Below are 17,298 nucleotides of genomic sequence, written 5' to 3'. Positions count from 1 at the left end.
TTTTCCATTTAAAAAGTATTGTTAAAAGCATCTTTAAACAGGATCTTTTTATCCCGGTTGGAAATTTTCAACTTCCAACAAAATTGGGTAAAGTCAAAAAAAATCCCGACTTTTGTCCCCCCTTCAATAATTCCGGAAATTCATGAAACTTTGTATTGCAGAAAAGCCCAGTGTTGCCAGAGATATCGCCAAAGTATTAGGTGCTACAATGCCTAAACAGGGCTATATGGAGGGCAACGGATACTGTGTGACATGGACGTTCGGGCATCTTTGTACCTTAAAAGAACCCCACGATTACGGTCCCCAGTACAAATCCTGGAACCTGTTTTTACTGCCAATCATTCCCAACAGTTTTGGGATCAAATTAATCCCCAATAAAGGGGTTGAAAACCAATTTAAGGTGATAGAAAAATTAGTGGAGGAATGTGATGAGGTCATCAACTGCGGTGATGCCGGGCAGGAAGGAGAACTGATCCAGCGATGGGTTTTACAGAAAGCAAAATGTAATAAGCCCGTTCAGCGTTTATGGATTTCTTCATTGACAGAAGATGCTATTAAAGAAGGTTTTGCAAGTTTGAAACCGGCAGAAGATTATAAAAATCTGTATTTAGCCGGAAATGCCAGGGCCATAGGGGATTGGTTGTTGGGAATCAACGCAACAAGGCTGTTTACCAAGAAATTTGGGGGTAATAAAGCCGTTCTTTCCATTGGAAGGGTGCAGACTCCTACATTGGCAATGCTGGTTCAGCGCCAGAAAGAAATTGATGCCTTTACCACGGAAGAATATTGGGAACTGAAAACCAAATACCGTGACGTTATTTTCAATGCAGCGATTGACCGTTTAAAAACATTGGAACGCGCAGAAAAAGGACTGGAATACCTTAAGGTAAATCCATTTGAAATTGTTTCTTTCGAAATTAAAGAAGGAAAAGAAAAGAATCCACGACTTTTCGATCTTACCGGACTTCAGGTGGAAGCCAATAAAAAATATGGATATTCAGCAGAAAATACACTGAATTATATCCAAAGTCTTTATGAAAAGAAGCATGTAACCTATCCGCGTGTTGATACAACATATCTATCAGATAGTTTATACCCGAAAATAGCAGGAATTCTTCAAAAGATGTATCCTTATCAGGACCTGATTGCCCCATTACTGGAAGCTCCGATTCCAAAATCAAAAGCAGTTTTCGATGATACAAAAGTAACCGATCACCATGCGATCATTCCTACGGAAATTCCCCCTTCACAAAACCTGAGCAGGGAAGAAAAGCTGATTTATGATCTGATTGCAAAACGCTTCATTGCCGTATTCTACCCGGAATGTAAAATTTCCAATACTCTGGTGGAAGGAAAAGTAGGAACCATTCCTTTCAAAACCAGCGGAAGGCAGATCCTTGAGCCGGGATGGAGAGCCGTTTACGCCAAAGAACCCAAAGAAGAATCTACCGATAAGGAAAAAGAAAAAGAGGAGGAACAAACGATCCCTGAATTTACTGCAGGGGAAACCGGACCACATGATCCGATGATTCACCAAGGCAAAACGACACCACCAAAACCGTATACCGAAGCAACATTGCTGAGAGCCATGGAAACTGCCGGAAAGCAGGTAGAAGATGAAGAGCTTCGTGAAATGCTGAAGAACAACGGTATCGGAAGGCCATCCACCCGTGCGAACATCATAGAAACCCTTTTCAAAAGAAAATATATTGAGAAGAAAAGGAAAAACCTGATCGCTACCCAAACCGGAATCCAGCTGATTGATACCATTGAAGATGAGCTGTTAAAAAGCCCGGAGCTGACAGGAGAATGGGAATCAAAGCTTCGTAAAATTGAAAAAGGTGAGTATGAAGCCAATCTTTTCAAAGAAGAACTCGTTCAGATGGTTACGGAACTTACTGAAAAGGTAGTGTATGGAAAAGGAAAAGTCATCACCCTTCATGAAGAAGAGAAGGAAGAAATAAAAGAGAAGAAAAAGAGAGAACCTGCACAGAAAAAAGACCTCCAATCCTGGGAAGAAACAAAATGTCCGAAATGTAAAGAGCACAATCTGATCAAAGGAAAAACCGCTGTTGGCTGTTCAGATTTCAAGAATTGTGGTTTTAAAATTACGTTTGATATTTTCGGAAAGAAACTTTCGGATAAACAGCTTTTAGATATTATTTTAAAAGGAAAAACTTCAAAACTGAAAGGATTTACGTCACATACTGAAGGTGTAACAGAAGGAGTTTTGGCACTTGGGGAGGATTTCCAAATCTTATTAAATTAATTTTATTAGGTAAAAATAAAAAGCTAAATTTCGTTAAAAATAATAACCTCAATTACATAATGAAAGCTGGCTTAATATTACTTTCTATATTAATTTTTAGTTTTTTTCTATCATTTTTATATAACCTAAGCAAAGGTATATATGAAAAATTCTATAAAAATGATGTAGACGAGTTCAAAACAACATTTACACCACAAACAATTTTTCTATTAATATTATCAATAGTTTTATTATTATTAGGAATAATAGCTCCATATCTTTTAACGAGACAAATTATATTGGATAATTTTAATCCAGAAAAAACAGGATATATTGGTGATACTTTAGGAGGCATTACTAATCCATTCATCAATATGGCTGCTGTAATTATAACAGGACTGGCCTTTTATATGCAATATACAGCAAACAAATTACAAGTAAGGATTTTCAAGAAACAGCTTGTAGATACTAAAGAACAATTTAAGCAAGAGCAAGAGAATCAGAGAAATGAGGTTCGAATTCAACAATTTGAAAGTCAGTTTTACGAAATGTTAAAACTACATAAAGATAATGTTACTGAATTAAAATACGAACAAAATGGCATAACTTATGAAAATAGGGAGGTTCTGCGACAAATATTTATAGATTTTATAGAATGTTATAGAGAGGTAGGGAAGTTTTCAAACTCCACAAAGATAGAAGATTATTTATCCAAAAATTATAGGCAAAAATTAGCCACAATAATAAATAAAATAAATAAGGAAATAGATATAATAGAATTAGCGAAAATTGATATTGCGTACTCAATTGTTTTTTTTGGATTAGATGAAGATGGTGAGGCTATTGTAAGGAAAAATTTTCAAAAAAAATATAACCCCGATTATTATTTTAAATTATTGTTTTTTTTGAAATTAAAACCATCAAAAAACGGAACCCATTTTAAGGGTTGGATAGGATTAAGAGATTTACCTAATGATAAGCTAAACCTAATGATAAAAAAGTTATATAGTAATAGAACGAAGTTGTCAAAGATTAAAGATTTAAATCAATTAGAAATTCTTTGTATTGAAAATTATAAAGCTGAGAAATATTATAAAGGCCATCAGTTTAGATTGGATCATTATTTCAGGCATTTATTTCAAACATTCAAATTTATTGATTCAAAAACGTTAGATGCTTCTTTATATGAAAATTCATATAATTACGGAGAAATACTAAGGGCACAATTATCTACATTTGAACAATTTTTAATTTTTGTAAATAGCTTATCATTTATAGGAATGAAATGGGAATATTTATTTACAAGCGAAAAAGGTTTGGATGTTGCGAATGGAATTATTACAAAATATCAATTAATAAAAAATTTACCAGGCGAACATATTTATGGGATAAGATTTAAGAAATTTTATCCAAGAATAAAATACGAATCAGACGAATGGATTATTTAAAGTAAAATTATGACTCCAGAAAAAAAGAAACTCATCACAGACAGCTTTGGCCGCTCCGAAACATTGAAATTCTACAACGCTGAATTATTGGAAGTGGATACAGACTTCGTTTCCATCAAAATTCCCAAAATGGAAATGATGACCCGGAAAGCAGGAATGTTCAATGGGGCCATGATTGCTTCCCTGGTGGATGTTTCTTCCGGATATGCTTCGGTAAGTCATTATAAAGACGACTGTTATGTAGTGACGGTTGAGCTGAAGGTGAATTATCTTCGTCCGGCATTGGGAGATGCTTTGATATCAAGGTCTTACGTTATAAAAGGAGGAGCTAAGATTATTGTGGTAAGGACTGAAATTTATGTTCTTGATGAAACCACCGCTTCAGAAAGTCATGTAGCTACTTCACTGGTCACCATGATGAGAATAAAATAAGATTAAAATATTCTTTAAACAAAGAGCAGAACTGTACTTTTTCAAGGCAAATGGAACAGGTTTTGCTCCATAAACACCATAAACATTAAAAAATATAATATGAACTTAATTATCAGGCTGTTCATTACAGCAATCGTTGCCTACCTTTTGACTAAGGTGCTTCCGGGGGTACATTTCGATGGATTTTCCTCAGCAATTATTTTCGCCATTGTCTTGGGAGTATTGAATATTTTTGTAAAACCTATCCTGGGATTGTTGGGGTTGCCGCTTACAATTATTACCTTAGGATTATTCGCTTTAGTGATCAATGCGGTAATTATTTTAATTGCAGATTATTTTATAGACAGTATGGTGGTAGACGGATTCTGGTGGGCACTGATCTTCAGTGTGCTACTTTCCTTTGTTACTTCCCTGGCCAATTCTATGTTTTCAGATGGAGATTAGTGGATCAGAAATAAAATTAACAAAAGACCTGCTGGAGAATAGCAGGTCTTTTTTTGTATGTGTAACTGAATGTAGCAGATTGTTTATTTTCTCTTTTCAAAAAGCCATTCCGGTATCTCTTCAGTTATTAAAAACGGGATGGTAATGTTATCATGATTCAGATTACTGAACGTTGTAAAAGTCAGATTTTTGTTCGAAGATAATCTGTTGAATAATTCGGTGCTTCCCGGATAAGGATTCTCATTATCTTTTTCGCCATGAATCAGCCAGATATTTTTTTGATTCAGTTTTTTCAGGTTTGAAAAATCCGGGACTGCTGCAACGGAAACAAGAGCTGCAAACTTGCCGGGCTTTATGCTCATAAGATTCTGTGCTGTGGAAGCTCCCATAGAATATCCTACCAGGTAAATTCTGTTCCTGTCAATATTCGGGTATTCTTTTTCTGCATTTGCTATCAGATCCAGTAAAGCGGAGACGTCATCCGAAGGTTTTGAGGTAAGAATATGATCATGATTATTTTCATAATCTGATGACCGTTTACTGAACTGTGGTGCTATCACATAGCATTGATACCTGGTATATATTTCATCTCTCAACCATATTTTAGCCAACGGTTCAAGCTGTTTTTCATTATCTTTTCCAATTCTGGTGGAATTATGAAAAGTGATCACCAACGGAAATTTTTGATTTTTATCATTGTTTCCCGGAATTAAAATTCTGTAGGGAATCTGTATATTATTTTTTACGAAAACTTTTTTCTGAAAATTGTCCGTATTTAAACTGTTTAGTAACTTCCGGTTATTTACAAAAGTCAGACTGTCTACTGTGGTGTTCCGAAATTCTTTTTTTTGCGCAAAAGTAAGATTTGAAGTTATGATAAGAAGTGAAATAATCAGGATTCGTTTTAAATTTCGGTTATTCATAGTGTTTTATTAGTTCATCAATTAGCCAACTTATTTTTTCCTTTCAAATGTAAAAATATGAAACAATTTGATAATTTGCATAAAAACAGCAACAGCCTGTCTGATATAAATCCGCGTTGCTGCAGCTCTTTTGATTAAATTTCTTCATCCGTACAGAAAACAGAATAAAATCAAAACTTAAATGTTAATTCTTTCGCTCCTTTTTATTTTAAATATTAACTTTGACAATCTTTGAATTAAACTAAAAAGGATTTATGAAATCACCTGATTTTCTGAATCCGTTAAAAATGAATATCAACATATGAAACTTAAGTACAGTCTGCTGGCTCTGGCAGCTCCGCTTTTAATGAATGCACAACAGTTAATGACGCCTGAAATTCTCTGGACTTTAAAAAAAGTTGGAGTACAGGCAGTTTCACCGGATCAGTCTTCATTGATCTATAAAGTAGGACAGGTAGACCTGAAAACAGAGAAAACAAAAAGTGAGAACTACTTTCTCAATGTTCTTAATAACCAGTCTTCCAAAATAGATTTCGGTAAAAAAGCCCTTATCCAATGGGATAAAAACGGAATTTATGCCCAGGAAGGAGATAAGATCTTTCTTTCAAAAGACAATGGAAAAACATGGTCTGAATTTTACACGATCGGAGAAGCCGATAACATCGTAATTTCCCCGGACGGTAAAAAAATTGCGTTCAGCAAGCAGGTTCTGGTTGAAAAATTAATGGGGAAAGACAAATACGGCGATACCCCAAAAACCACGGCGCAGGTTTACACAGATCTGAACCACAGGCATTGGGATTATTTCAATGAAGGAAAATACAATCATGTATTTGTAGTGAATACCACAGACAAAGCAGAAGCTGCAAAAGATCTTCTGGAAGGCAAGACATGGGATTCTCCGCAAAGACCTTTCGGAGGCGCAGAAGACTTTATCTGGAGCCCGGATTCTTCCCAGCTTTTATACGTTACCAAGCCTAAAAGCGGAAAAGAATATTCTACAAGCACCAACACAGATATTTTTGCTTACGACCTTGCGTCAGGAGTAACAAAGAATTTAACAGAATCCAATAAAGGATACGATGTCAATCCAAAGTTCAGTCCGGACGGAAAATCCCTGATTTGGCAAAGTATGGCCAGAGACGGTTATGAAGCAGATAAAAATGACGTAAAGATCATGGACTGGAAGTCCGGTAAAACTACAAATCTTACTGCCGGATGGGACGAAAGCGTTTCAGGAGATGTATTCTGGAGCGGCGATTCCAAAGTGATCTATTTTACGGCAGCATTCAGAGGAACAAAACAGCTGTTCTCTTTAGATCCTAAAGCGGCTAAAGTACAGCAGATCACAAAAGGTGATTTTGATGTCAATGAAATATTTACTGATAATAAATCTTCACTTTTAGTAGGAAGAACAGATATAAACCACGCAACGGAATTATTCTCTGTCAATCTGAAAAACGGTGAAATGAAGCAGGTAACCGAAGCCAATAAAGATATGTATGCTAAACTGGCGCAGGGTAAATCTGAACTTAAAATGGTAAAAACAACGGATGGAAAAGAAATGGGCGTATGGTTCCATTATCCGCCAAACTTTGATCCCAATAAAAAATATCCTACACTGGTATACTGCCAGGGCGGTCCGCAATCTGCACTGACACAATTTTTCAGCACAAGATGGAACTTCTCCCTAATGGCAGCAAACGGATACATCGTAGTGGCTCCAAACAGAAGAGGTATGCCGGGTTGGGGAACAAAATGGAACGAAGACATTTCTAAAGACTGGGGCGGACAGCCAATGAGAGATTATCTGGCAGCAACAGATTATGCAAAAACATTACCGTATGTAGACGGTGATAGAGTAGCCGCAGTTGGGGCAAGCTACGGAGGATACAGCGTATTTATGTTAGCCGGAATCCATGAAAACAGATTCAAAACATTCATCGCACACGATGGGTTATTTGATATGAAATCATGGTACCTTACTACAGAAGAACTTTGGTTTGCCAACTGGGATCTTGGTTCTCCGTGGGAAAAGCCGACTCCTAAAGCATATACGGAATTCAACCCAAGCAATTTTGTTGAAAAATGGAACAAACCTATCATGATTGTTCAGGGAGGCATTGATTTCCGTGTACCCTACGAACAGGGACAGGAAGCTTTCCAGGCAGCAAAATTAAGAGGCTTGAAATCTAAATTAGTATACTTCCCGAATGAAAACCACTGGGTACTTCATCCTCAAAACGGATTGGTATGGCAGAGAGAATTCTTCGACTGGCTGAAGGAAACATTGTAGTGAAAAATAATACAGAATAATTAAAATGAGATTGAATTTCTAATAATTATTCCTGAAAATATCAATAGGAGCGGGCTTTAGCCCGCTTTTTGTTTTCAACATGAGAGGCTTTAGCCAAAATTAATATATTTGAATATGCAAAACAGAATTTCCTCATTTCCTCCATTAATTGATTCACAATCTGAAATTTTAATTTTAGGTTCAATTCCCGGAGTAAAATCATTGGAAAAACAGCAGTATTATGCCTATCCTCAAAATAAATTCTGGACAATTATTTTTCATTTATTTCATGAAGAATTTACCGAAGATTACACCATAAGAATAGGTGTTTTAAAAAAACATCATATAGCAGTCTGGGACGTTATTGATTCCTGCGAAAGAAAAGGAAGCCTGGATTCCGAAATCAGAAATGAAGAAGCCAATCAGATCGCAGAGCTTTTGGATGAGCACCCCAACATCAAAGCCATTTTCTGTAATGGAGGCAAATCTTACAAAAATCTACAGAAACTTTTAGGGAAAAACTACAGGTTGCCTATATTTCAATTACCATCTACCAGTCCTCTTCATACAGTATCTTTTGATAAAAAACTGGAAGATTGGAATAAGATATTGGAGTTTTTGAAATGATTTTTATGGCTTAAAATTAATATGAACTAGTTTTAAATCTCTCGCAGACTGAGCAGATAAATCAGATGTTTATGTATATAATTAAAAGTTTTTATTATATCAGATATATTCTAAAATAGATTTAAACCCAAAAGACTATATTTATTAAAAATCTGCTTTATCTGCTCAATCTGCGAGTCTCTCATATTAATCATCTTTTAAATATTTTCTAAGTCCTTTTAATAGTTCCAGCTGGTTCCTCGTTCTATCCAGATTGTGTTCAGCATATTTTGTAGAGTAGTAAATACTTCCATTCAGATAATCGGTAAGAAAACGGATGGCCTGGATATAAATAACAGTCTGTGCAGCATAGTCAAGGTTTTCAAGCTCTTCAAAAGTCAGTTTTTCTTTTAAATACAATAAAAATCCGTCTTTTACAGTCCTGTAAATATGCGGGTTAAAATTATTGTCTGCATTTCCGTTATCTTCATCCAGAATATTGGTGTAAGATCTTGCCATATCTCCGAAATCATACAGAATGGTTGAAACGGTTACTGTATCCAGGTCAATAACAGCGACAGGACTTGAATTTTTATCGAAAAGGATATTTCTTACATTAGGATCTCCATGAATAATTCTTTTAGGCAGAATACCTTCTTTTTCCATTTCGATCCATTTTTGGGGAAGAAAAAGCAGCTCATTCATTGTTTCAATTTCTGGTCCGGCATTCTTTATCAGATCTTCATTCGCATGTTGTAAAGAGGTTTGATAATCTGCGATCCTTTTCTCAAAATTAATAAAATCAGGAATCGGGGTTTGAATATCCGGCAGATCTTCAGGATTTACGGTATTTAAAAAACATCCTACAGCCTTTGCTGATTCATAGGCAGTTTTTATATCGGGAATCTTGAAAAAAGTCTTCGTATCTTCAATAAAACTGAGTATTCTCCATGATTCTCCGTTTTCATCCTCCATCATAAAACCGCCGGATAAAGCTTTCTTCAATTCCACCAGCTGCAACGGATAGTCTCCGTTTTTCAACATCGTATTGATGTTCAGGTGATTATGAATAACTGTTTCCGGAAACCGGAAAACCTGCCGGTTGATCTTTTGCAGGATAAATTTTTCCCCGGAATTATGATCTTCCACCAAATAAGTTGTGTTAATCAGTCCGTTGGTAATGGGAGTGATCGTACAATTTTCAGTTCCGGTAAACCCGGTCACGATTTGTTTTAATTCCATAGATCTTCGGGATATCTGTTTTTTTCGATCTCTGATGTCAGAAAATCTTTAATATTGCTTTTATCGTCTGCATAGGTAACGCCCATCCATTGAGAAGGAGAGGCTTTCACCAATACTTTTGCCTTTTTTTCGTCAATCATTCTCTGTACGGCAGAAGGGATATAAAACTCTTCCAGTAGTCCCGGATCAGATTGTATAAAATCATTAAAATAAACTTCAAGAATATCAAAAATATCAGGATGGAAAATGAAGAAATTCATAGATACCAATGTCTCGGGAGCTATCTTAATATCATTTCCGTTTTCAGTGTAGACAATTGAATTTTCCTGTCTCCGTATAGTAGTCTGTTCCACTATGCTGATCAGGTAATTTTCATCACCCAATATGCATATTCCCCTTGCTACATTTCCGTTTCCGCTTAAAGTAGCTTCTACCGGGTAAGCTGCCATTCCGAACCGTAATCCTGAAATATGAAGATCAATTTCTTCAGACGCCAGCTGATAAGCTTCTTTTCCATAAAAATCATCCGCATTGATCATCACAAATGGTTCCCTTACCGCATTTTTTCCGCAGAGAACAGCGTGTCCGGTTCCCCAGGGTTTCTGTCTTTGCGATGCATCAAAATCCTCAGGCAGGAAACTTTCTTTTTCCTGGTATACCCACTGAAACTCAAAATTAGCTTTGCCGGATATTGTATTTAATCTTTCAATATAGCTTTGAGGAATAAGCCTGTTTACAATAATCACAACTTTGCTGAAACCTGCTTCCAGTGCATCATATATGGAATATTCAAGGATAGGCGAGCCATTGTCCAGAATTCCGTCTATCTGTTTTAATCCTTTGTAGCGGCTTCCTAAACCTCCGGCTAATATAAGCAGTGTCTTTTTAGAACTCATCAGTCATTCCAAATACAGGTTTACGGGTTTTCCATTTTCCGTTGGTAAAATCAGGAATGTCTACAGCCTGACCTCCTTTGGCAATAGATTCTTCACTCAATGGCGTGATAGAATACCATAAAGCAAGGTCATAAACATCCATCGGGAATTCTATATTCTGTTTGATGCATTCAATGAAGGTATTCATCACAAAGAAATCCATTCCACCATGCCCTGCGCCTGCAGCTACATTTTCAAACTTTTTCCACATTGGATGGTCAAATTCTTTCATCCATTTTTCCGTATTCTCCCAGCGGTGGCTGTGGTTCATTGTTTTTTCAAAATAAATATGGCCCTGGTTGAAATCTCCCCATCCGAAATCCTGCCATAAACCTTCCGTTCCCTGTACCCTGAAACCTAGATCATAAGGCCTCTGCAAACTCGTATCATGGGTTAAAAGAATCGTTTCTCCATTGGCACAGGCAATCTGTGTAGTGACAATATCACCCTGGTTGAATTTTACTTTTGCATTCGGATGATTTTCTCCGCCCTTTGGATGTTCCGTAATATATTGATGCAGTCCGACTGATTTTGAGGAGAATGATGAAAGCCTTGTAAGGCGGTTTCCACGGTTGATGTCCATCATCACGGCTACAGGTCCCAATCCGTGAGTAGGATAAAGCTCACCATTGCGTTTTACATAATGTTCTGTTCTCCAATGCGCCTCGCTGAACCCTTTTTCTCCGAATTCAGCACCGGAATTGTAAGGTGTAACACCGTCATTGAAAAGAACACCCCTCAAATCGTGCTGATAGCCGCCTCTTCCGTGAACCAGTTCTCCAAACATCCCCTTACGGACCATATTCAGAACAGCCATGATATCCCTGCGGTAACATACATTTTCCATCATAAAGATAGGCACTTTTGTTTCTTCATATACTTTCACAAATTCCCAGCAGTCCTGCAGTTTTATAGCTCCTGAAACCTCCATACCTACAATTTTCCTGGCCCGCATTGCCTCCGTTCCCTGTGGAAGATGCCATTCCCACGGAGTAGCTATCACTACGGCATCTATATTTTTCAGTTTTAAAAGATTCCTGTAATCATATTCTCCGTTTGAAAATTCCTGAGCGGCAGATTTATTATTGTCTTTCAGTATCTTCTGAGAGGCGGTAAGCATTCTTTTGTCCGGATCTGCAAAAGCTATGATTTCTACGTCATTACGTTTTGCCAGCAGTTTTACATGTTCCTGTCCGCGAAGTCCTACCCCGATAAATCCTACCCGTACTTTTTTGTCTGATTTAAAATCACTGGAATAAGCAAATAGGGAATTGGGTAAAACCAATGCGCCAAAACTGGCTAAGGCAGCGGTCCTGATGAAATTTCTTCGTGAAGTGGTGGTGTTCATTGAAATTTTTTCATAAATATATTAAAAAGTTGTGAGGTATGGGGTATGGAAAAGGCTTCGGGATACGGGATACAGGTTTTGTGAGGCAGAATTTTGATGTGAAAATGACTTAAAAAAATATGAAAGAGCAAGACAGTAAAAATAAAAAACGGCTGCCCTGACATGAGGAACAACCGTTTTACAATCATCAATTTTTAATATATTATTTTTCTGTGAAATATACTTCTTCATACGGCTGAATCAGTACCCATCCGTTTCCTGAGAATTTCATCTGGAACTCTTCACCGCTTCCTCTCCCGATAAGGCTTTTCAAAGAAACATTTGTTTTCAGATCAGGGCTTAGGTTTCCGGACCATGCTACCGTAGCATTAGGATCTGTGAAAACAGGGTTGTCCGGAGTAACCAGTAATGTTAATGGTTCACCGTGTGTTGTTATGGCAATATGTCCCGTTCCGGAAAGTTTTACCTGGAAAAGACCGCCTGCCATCATTCCTGCTACGCTTTTAAGCATGGTAATATCGCTTTTTACGCTCTGTTCATGGGCAAGAACATCATTTCCGTTTACACATACCGCTTCATTGTCTAGGTAAAGAATACGTACTTTCTTACCGGCATCTGCCACATAAAGTTTACCGCTTCCTTCCGCTTTCATCAGTTTGGCTCCTTCACCACTGATTGCTTTCTTTAAAAGATTGCCGATACCTCCTGCCAGCATTCCTTGTCTTTCAAAATTGATTCCTCCCACATAGGCTACCATACTTCCTCTTTTGGTCCATACAGCCTGATTGTTAAGATTAATTTCAAGCATATGTGGTGTTTCAAGCTCAAAATAATCTCTCTGCTGCGGATTTTCTTTAGTTTCGTTAACGAAAGCCTCCAATAAATATTTGCTCATAGTGTAAAAATTTTAATGTTTCCAAAAATAATCTTTTTTTTCGTTTACGTATCACCGTAGAATCACGGTTTTACATTTGATTGTAAATAATACTTGACAAAGGGGTATTGAATGTCGTATATTTGCACTCCGAAAATTACACTTGTAATTTGAATAATTTTTAAACCGTAATTTAAAAAAATGAAAACATCAGATTTTAATTTTGATCTTCCTGCAGAATTATTGGCAGAACACCCATCTGAACACAGAGACGAAGCCAGATTAATGGTTCTTAACAGAAAAACAGAAACCATTGAACATAAACTGTTTAAAGATGTTGTAGACTATTTTGACGAGAAAGATCTATTCATTTTCAACAATACTAAAGTTTTCCCTGCACGTCTTTATGGAAATAAAGAAAAAACGGGGGCTAAAATTGAAGTTTTCCTTTTAAGAGAACTTGATAAAGAGACCAGAGTATGGGACGTTCTTGTAGACCCTGCAAGAAAAATCAGAATTGGTAACAAATTATTCTTTACTGAAGATGAATCTTTGGTAGCTGAAGTTATCGATAATACTACTTCAAGAGGTAGAACATTAAGATTCCTCTTCGACGGTTCTTATGAAGAATTCAGAACAAAACTGAAAGAATTGGGCGAAACTCCGCTTCCAAAATATATCAAAAGAGCAGTTGAGCCTGAAGATGCGGAAAGATACCAGACTATTTATGCCAAAGTAGAAGGAGCCGTTGCTGCCCCTACTGCAGGTCTTCACTTCTCTAAGCACCTGATGAAGAAATTGGAGATCAAAGGAATTGATTTTGCTGAAGTAACGCTTCACGTTGGTTTGGGAACTTTCAACCCGATTGAGGTAGAAGACCTTTCCAAGCACAAAATGGAGTCTGAAGAAATCATCATTGATGAGAAAAATGCTGAGATCATCAACAGAGCAGTAGATGCCCACAGAAGAGTTTGTGCCGTAGGTACCACTACAATGAGAGCGTTGGAAACTTCTGTTTCTTCAAACAAAAAGATTTCTGCTTTCAACGGATGGACAAATAAATTCATTTATCCGCCTCACGATTTTGGAGTGGCCAACTCTATGATCACCAACTTCCACACGCCAAAGTCAACATTATTGATGATGATTGCAGCATTTGCAGGAAAAGATTTCATCATGCACGCTTACGAAGAAGCCGTAAAAGAAAAGTACAAATTCTATTCTTACGGTGACGCAATGCTTATTTTGTAATTAATTTTAAATTATAGATTCTGAATTTTAGATTTTATCCTAACTTTTGTAACGGATTTTAATCTAAAATTTAGAATTTAAAATCTATAATCATTATCATTTTGAAAGATATCAGAGTTTTATCACTGGACCAGCTTAAAGATTACTTTGTAACTTTAGGGGAAAAACCGTTTCGTGCGAAGCAGGTTTATGACTGGTTATGGAGTAAAAACCTTCATTCGATTGATGAAATGACGAATCTTTCGAAAGCTCTGCGCGAAAAAATTTCCGAAGAGTATACCATTAATCCCGTTTCTGTGGATCAGCTTCAGAGGAGTACAGACGGGACAATTAAAAATGGAGTAAAACTTCATGACGGACTGCTGGTGGAATCCGTTCTTATCCCTACAGAAACAAGAACCACAGCCTGTGTTTCCTCACAGGTAGGATGCTCATTAAACTGCGAATTCTGCGCAACAGCAAGACTGAAAAGGATGAGAAACCTTGAAGTGGCTGAAATTGTGGATCAGGTAGCCCTGATTGACAGTCAAAGTAAAATGTATTTTGACAGACCGCTTTCCAATATCGTTTTTATGGGAATGGGAGAGCCGATGATGAATTATAAAAATGTAGTGGAAGCCATCAGGAAAATTACCCAGCCGGAAGGTCTGGGAATGTCACCGAGAAGAATTACCGTTTCTACATCCGGAATTCCAAAGATGATCAAAATGCTTGCAGATGATGATCTTCGTGTAAAACTGGCCCTTTCACTTCACTCTGCTATTGAATCCAAGCGTAATGAAATTATGCCCTTCTCGGATAAATTTCCGCTTACGGATATTATGGAAGCCCTTCAGTACTGGTATCAGAAAACAGGTTCTGTTATTACGTTTGAATACTGTGTCTGGAAAGGAATCAATGACGGTGATGAAGATATCAAAGCTTTGATCAGATACTGCAGACAGGTTCCTTCGAAAGTGAATCTTATCCAGTATAATCCTATCGGAGATGGTAAGTACGACCAGTGCAATAAACAGGCGGAAGAAAACTATGTACGCCAATTGGAAAATGCCGGAATCACTGTAATGATCAGAAAAAGCCGTGGTGGAGACATCGATGCCGCCTGCGGACAGCTGGCCAATAAAACAGTGGATTAAAATTTCCTTAAAAAACTTAAAAATTTTCTTAAAAATTCCCTAAAAGCTTAACTTTACATAATGTAAAAAGTTATTATGGACTTCTTTATGAATGAGGATGGCTTGGAACACGTATATGCATGGGCAATTCCGTTTCATGCCGCCGTGATTTTGGCAGAAATGATCTACAGCCATGTATCAGAAGCCAAGCTGTATAACGGAAAAGATGTTGCAACAAGTGTTTACCTCGCTTTGATGAACTTTGGCCTCGACCTGGTTATGAAGGCTTTTGCAATGGGGGTGATGTTTTTCTTTTACAATCACAGGCTTTTTACCTGGGATTTCACCATCTGGTACTGGCTCATTTGCTTTGTCATTACAGATTTTGCCTATTATGTGCTGCATTATGTGGACCATCATTCCAGAGCGTTCTGGGCGATTCATATTACCCATCATAATTCAGAATACTTCAACCTGACTACCGGTTTCAGAAGCCCTGTGCTGCAACCGCTTTACAGGTATCTTTATTTTTCTCCACTTGCTTTTTTAGGCTTCAATCCATGGCATATCATGGTCGTTTATGCAATAGGGCAGGTGTATGGAACATGGGTGCATACACAAACCGTAAAAACAATGGGAATCCTGGAATATATTCTGGTAACCCCTTCACATCATAGAGTGCATCATGCATGCAATATTAAATATCTTGACCGGAATATGGGCATGTGCCTGATTATCTGGGATAAAATCTTCGGAACCTTTGAAAAAGAAGACCCCAATGTACCTGTAAAATACGGAATTTACCCTAAAATGCCTGATAATAAACCGGATACCGTTCTTCTTTATGAATGGAGAAAAATATGGAAAGATATTAAACAGCCGGGACTGAAATTGTCAGATAGGATGAATTACATTTTCAATTCCCCGGGATGGAGGCATGACGGAACAGGAAAAACAGTACGGCAATATCAAAAAGACTATCTGAAGAAACAGAGTAAAAGACAGGAAGAAAAGCAAAAAATGAAATCTGCATGAGATATTTTATTGCAGAATCACCGGTTTTATTAGGATAACTACAATCTGCTGGATCAAAATTCTCCCTCCAGTGGAGGGGTGGCAGAAATTCAAAGAATTTTTGACGGGGTGGTTCTTAAAACAAAATATCGCTCAGCTTTCCCAATCATCAGCAAACATCTATCTTTGCTCTATGAAAAAACTCCTCCTTTTTTCCACTTTTATCATTTTCCAATCCTCATTTTCACAACAGACTGATTTTTTGAAGATAAGAAAATTCAGGATCGGCTATTTGGATGATAAAATTAAGGAAACATCAGGTTTGAGTATTTTGAATGGGAAACTTTATACTTTCAATGACAGCGGCAATGCTCCGGAAATTTTTGAACTGGAGGAATCTTCCGGCAGTATCAAAAATATTTTTACAATTCCTGCCAAAAATAAAGACTGGGAAGCTTTGACGAATGACGGAAAAAATTTCTATATCGGAGATTTTGGAAATAACGGAGGAACGAGAAAAGATCTGGAAATTTATAAAGTACCCTTCCAGGATGGATCAAAAAACGATTCCATTACGAAAATTTCGTTCTATTATCCGGAACAGACAGAATTCATCCCAAAATATACAGACAATGATTTTGATGCCGAAGCGATGATCTATCTCAATGGAAAACTGCATTTGTTTACCAAGGAATGGAAATCAAAATCAACCACACATTATATTATTGATCCTAATATATCTGAAAAGCAGAAAGCCGAAAAAACAGAAACATACAAAACCAATTTTGTAGTGACGGATGCTGCCTATTTTGAAAAGAAACTTTATCTGATAGGGTATACCAAAAAAACGGAAGTTTTTCTCAATGTATTTACAGAAACAGAACCCGGAATTTTTTTTAAAGAACAGCCGAAACATTATTATCTCGGAAGTGCTTTAGCAATCGGGCAGATCGAAGGCATTGCTGTTAATCAGTCCGGAATCTATATTTCAGGGGAAAAATTTAAATCAAGACTGGGGAGTGCTCAACCGGCACTGTATTTTATTCCTAAAGAACAATTCAAAGATTAATTTTATCCTGAAATTGCGTGAAAAAAATTATCTTTGTGAGAATTAATAAGTAT

15 protein-coding genes are annotated in these 17,298 nt (G+C 37.0%); 10 read left to right on the top strand and 5 right to left on the bottom strand.

The window, feature by feature from the left end; translation table 11 throughout:
• Positions 1 to 142 precede the first annotated feature (142 nt).
• The 4 genes from HNP36_RS08035 to HNP36_RS08020 all read left to right on the top strand — a co-directional run bounded on the left by HNP36_RS08035 (position 143) and on the right by HNP36_RS08020 (position 4,572).
• Positions 143 to 2,269 (top strand): type IA DNA topoisomerase, encoded by a 2,127-nt coding sequence (locus tag HNP36_RS08035; protein WP_184158659.1) that lies wholly within the window; start codon positions 143 to 145, stop codon positions 2,267 to 2,269.
• A gap of 59 nt (positions 2,270 to 2,328) precedes the next feature.
• Positions 2,329 to 3,696 (top strand): putative phage abortive infection protein, encoded by a 1,368-nt coding sequence (locus tag HNP36_RS08030; RefSeq protein ID WP_184158661.1) that lies wholly within the window; start codon positions 2,329 to 2,331, stop codon positions 3,694 to 3,696.
• Positions 3,697 to 3,705: 9 nt separating this feature from the next.
• Positions 3,706 to 4,128, top strand: a complete 423-nt coding sequence (locus HNP36_RS08025; RefSeq protein WP_184158663.1) for a PaaI family thioesterase — start codon at positions 3,706 to 3,708, stop codon at positions 4,126 to 4,128.
• Positions 4,129 to 4,227: 99 nt separating this feature from the next.
• Positions 4,228 to 4,572, top strand: coding sequence for a phage holin family protein (locus tag HNP36_RS08020; RefSeq protein WP_184158665.1), 345 nt, complete (start codon positions 4,228 to 4,230; stop codon positions 4,570 to 4,572).
• An 83-nt stretch (positions 4,573 to 4,655) separates the two neighbouring features.
• Here HNP36_RS08020 and HNP36_RS08015 read toward each other — a convergent pair whose 3' ends face one another.
• The gene (locus HNP36_RS08015; RefSeq protein ID WP_184158667.1) at positions 4,656 to 5,495 is read right to left on the bottom strand and encodes a dienelactone hydrolase family protein; all 840 of its coding nucleotides are present in this window, start codon (positions 5,493 to 5,495) and stop codon (positions 4,656 to 4,658) included.
• 301 nt (positions 5,496 to 5,796) lie between these two features.
• On the opposite strand from HNP36_RS08015, the gene HNP36_RS08010 reads away from it, so the two are divergent.
• On the top strand, positions 5,797 to 7,791 hold the full coding sequence (locus HNP36_RS08010; RefSeq protein ID WP_184158669.1) for a S9 family peptidase: 1,995 nt from the start codon (positions 5,797 to 5,799) through the stop codon (positions 7,789 to 7,791).
• 135 nt (positions 7,792 to 7,926) lie between these two features.
• Entirely contained in the window at positions 7,927 to 8,418 is a 492-nt protein-coding gene (locus HNP36_RS08005; protein ID WP_184158671.1) for a DNA-deoxyinosine glycosylase, read from the top strand.
• A gap of 186 nt (positions 8,419 to 8,604) precedes the next feature.
• On the opposite strand, the gene HNP36_RS08000 is transcribed toward HNP36_RS08005, so the two are convergent.
• From HNP36_RS08000 to HNP36_RS07985, 4 genes are all read right to left on the bottom strand, one after another.
• Complete coding sequence (locus HNP36_RS08000; protein WP_184158673.1) at positions 8,605 to 9,639, bottom strand: phosphotransferase enzyme family protein; 1,035 nt, start codon at positions 9,637 to 9,639, stop codon at positions 8,605 to 8,607.
• A complete protein-coding gene (locus tag HNP36_RS07995; RefSeq protein ID WP_184158675.1) occupies positions 9,630 to 10,535 on the bottom strand; it encodes a sugar phosphate nucleotidyltransferase in 906 nt (301 codons plus the stop codon). The genes HNP36_RS08000 and HNP36_RS07995 overlap by 10 nt, the downstream gene beginning before the upstream one ends.
• Entirely contained in the window at positions 10,525 to 11,922 is a 1,398-nt protein-coding gene (locus tag HNP36_RS07990) for a Gfo/Idh/MocA family protein (protein ID WP_184158677.1), read from the bottom strand. Before HNP36_RS07990 ends, HNP36_RS07995 begins: the two co-directional genes overlap by 11 nt.
• Positions 11,923 to 12,124: 202 nt before the next feature.
• Entirely contained in the window at positions 12,125 to 12,817 is a 693-nt protein-coding gene (locus tag HNP36_RS07985) for an AIM24 family protein (RefSeq protein WP_184158679.1), read from the bottom strand.
• A 180-nt stretch (positions 12,818 to 12,997) separates the two neighbouring features.
• On the opposite strand from HNP36_RS07985, the gene queA reads away from it, so the two are divergent.
• From queA to HNP36_RS07965, 4 genes are all read left to right on the top strand, one after another.
• On the top strand, positions 12,998 to 14,047 hold the full coding sequence (gene queA / locus HNP36_RS07980) for a tRNA preQ1(34) S-adenosylmethionine ribosyltransferase-isomerase QueA (RefSeq protein WP_184158681.1): 1,050 nt from the start codon (positions 12,998 to 13,000) through the stop codon (positions 14,045 to 14,047).
• A 101-nt stretch (positions 14,048 to 14,148) separates the two neighbouring features.
• On the top strand, positions 14,149 to 15,183 hold the full coding sequence (gene rlmN / locus HNP36_RS07975; RefSeq protein WP_184158683.1) for a 23S rRNA (adenine(2503)-C(2))-methyltransferase RlmN: 1,035 nt from the start codon (positions 14,149 to 14,151) through the stop codon (positions 15,181 to 15,183).
• 75 nt (positions 15,184 to 15,258) lie between these two features.
• Complete coding sequence (locus HNP36_RS07970; RefSeq protein ID WP_184158685.1) at positions 15,259 to 16,197, top strand: sterol desaturase family protein; 939 nt, start codon at positions 15,259 to 15,261, stop codon at positions 16,195 to 16,197.
• A 172-nt stretch (positions 16,198 to 16,369) separates the two neighbouring features.
• Positions 16,370 to 17,245: a hypothetical protein gene (locus tag HNP36_RS07965; protein ID WP_184158687.1), complete on the top strand. Its 876-nt coding sequence runs from the start codon at positions 16,370 to 16,372 to the stop codon at positions 17,243 to 17,245.
• Positions 17,246 to 17,298 lie beyond the last annotated feature (53 nt).

It is taken from the genome of Chryseobacterium shigense (genome assembly GCF_014207845.1).
Lineage (GTDB): Bacteria > Bacteroidota > Bacteroidia > Flavobacteriales > Weeksellaceae > Chryseobacterium > Chryseobacterium shigense_A.
This window is presented reverse-complemented; position numbering and strand designations above follow the sequence as displayed.

What these genes read in the sequence shown, in the direction of transcription:
- HNP36_RS08035 (WP_184158659.1), top strand. Translation starts at nt 143, where the DNA reads ATGAAACTTTGTATTGCAGAAAAGCCCAGTGTTGCCAGAGATATCGCC.
- HNP36_RS08030 (WP_184158661.1), top strand. Translation starts at nt 2,329, where the DNA reads ATGAAAGCTGGCTTAATATTACTTTCTATATTAATTTTTAGTTTTTTT.
- HNP36_RS08025 (WP_184158663.1), top strand. Translation starts at nt 3,706, where the DNA reads ATGACTCCAGAAAAAAAGAAACTCATCACAGACAGCTTTGGCCGCTCC.
- HNP36_RS08020 (WP_184158665.1), top strand. Translation starts at nt 4,228, where the DNA reads ATGAACTTAATTATCAGGCTGTTCATTACAGCAATCGTTGCCTACCTT.
- HNP36_RS08015 (WP_184158667.1), bottom strand. Translation starts at nt 5,495, where the DNA reads ATGAATAACCGAAATTTAAAACGAATCCTGATTATTTCACTTCTTATC.
- HNP36_RS08010 (WP_184158669.1), top strand. Translation starts at nt 5,797, where the DNA reads ATGAAACTTAAGTACAGTCTGCTGGCTCTGGCAGCTCCGCTTTTAATG.
- HNP36_RS08005 (WP_184158671.1), top strand. Translation starts at nt 7,927, where the DNA reads ATGCAAAACAGAATTTCCTCATTTCCTCCATTAATTGATTCACAATCT.
- HNP36_RS08000 (WP_184158673.1), bottom strand. Translation starts at nt 9,639, where the DNA reads ATGGAATTAAAACAAATCGTGACCGGGTTTACCGGAACTGAAAATTGT.
- HNP36_RS07995 (WP_184158675.1), bottom strand. Translation starts at nt 10,535, where the DNA reads ATGAGTTCTAAAAAGACACTGCTTATATTAGCCGGAGGTTTAGGAAGC.
- HNP36_RS07990 (WP_184158677.1), bottom strand. Translation starts at nt 11,922, where the DNA reads ATGAACACCACCACTTCACGAAGAAATTTCATCAGGACCGCTGCCTTA.
- HNP36_RS07985 (WP_184158679.1), bottom strand. Translation starts at nt 12,817, where the DNA reads ATGAGCAAATATTTATTGGAGGCTTTCGTTAACGAAACTAAAGAAAAT.
- queA (WP_184158681.1), top strand. Translation starts at nt 12,998, where the DNA reads ATGAAAACATCAGATTTTAATTTTGATCTTCCTGCAGAATTATTGGCA.
- HNP36_RS07970 (WP_184158685.1), top strand. Translation starts at nt 15,259, where the DNA reads ATGGACTTCTTTATGAATGAGGATGGCTTGGAACACGTATATGCATGG.
- HNP36_RS07965 (WP_184158687.1), top strand. Translation starts at nt 16,370, where the DNA reads ATGAAAAAACTCCTCCTTTTTTCCACTTTTATCATTTTCCAATCCTCA.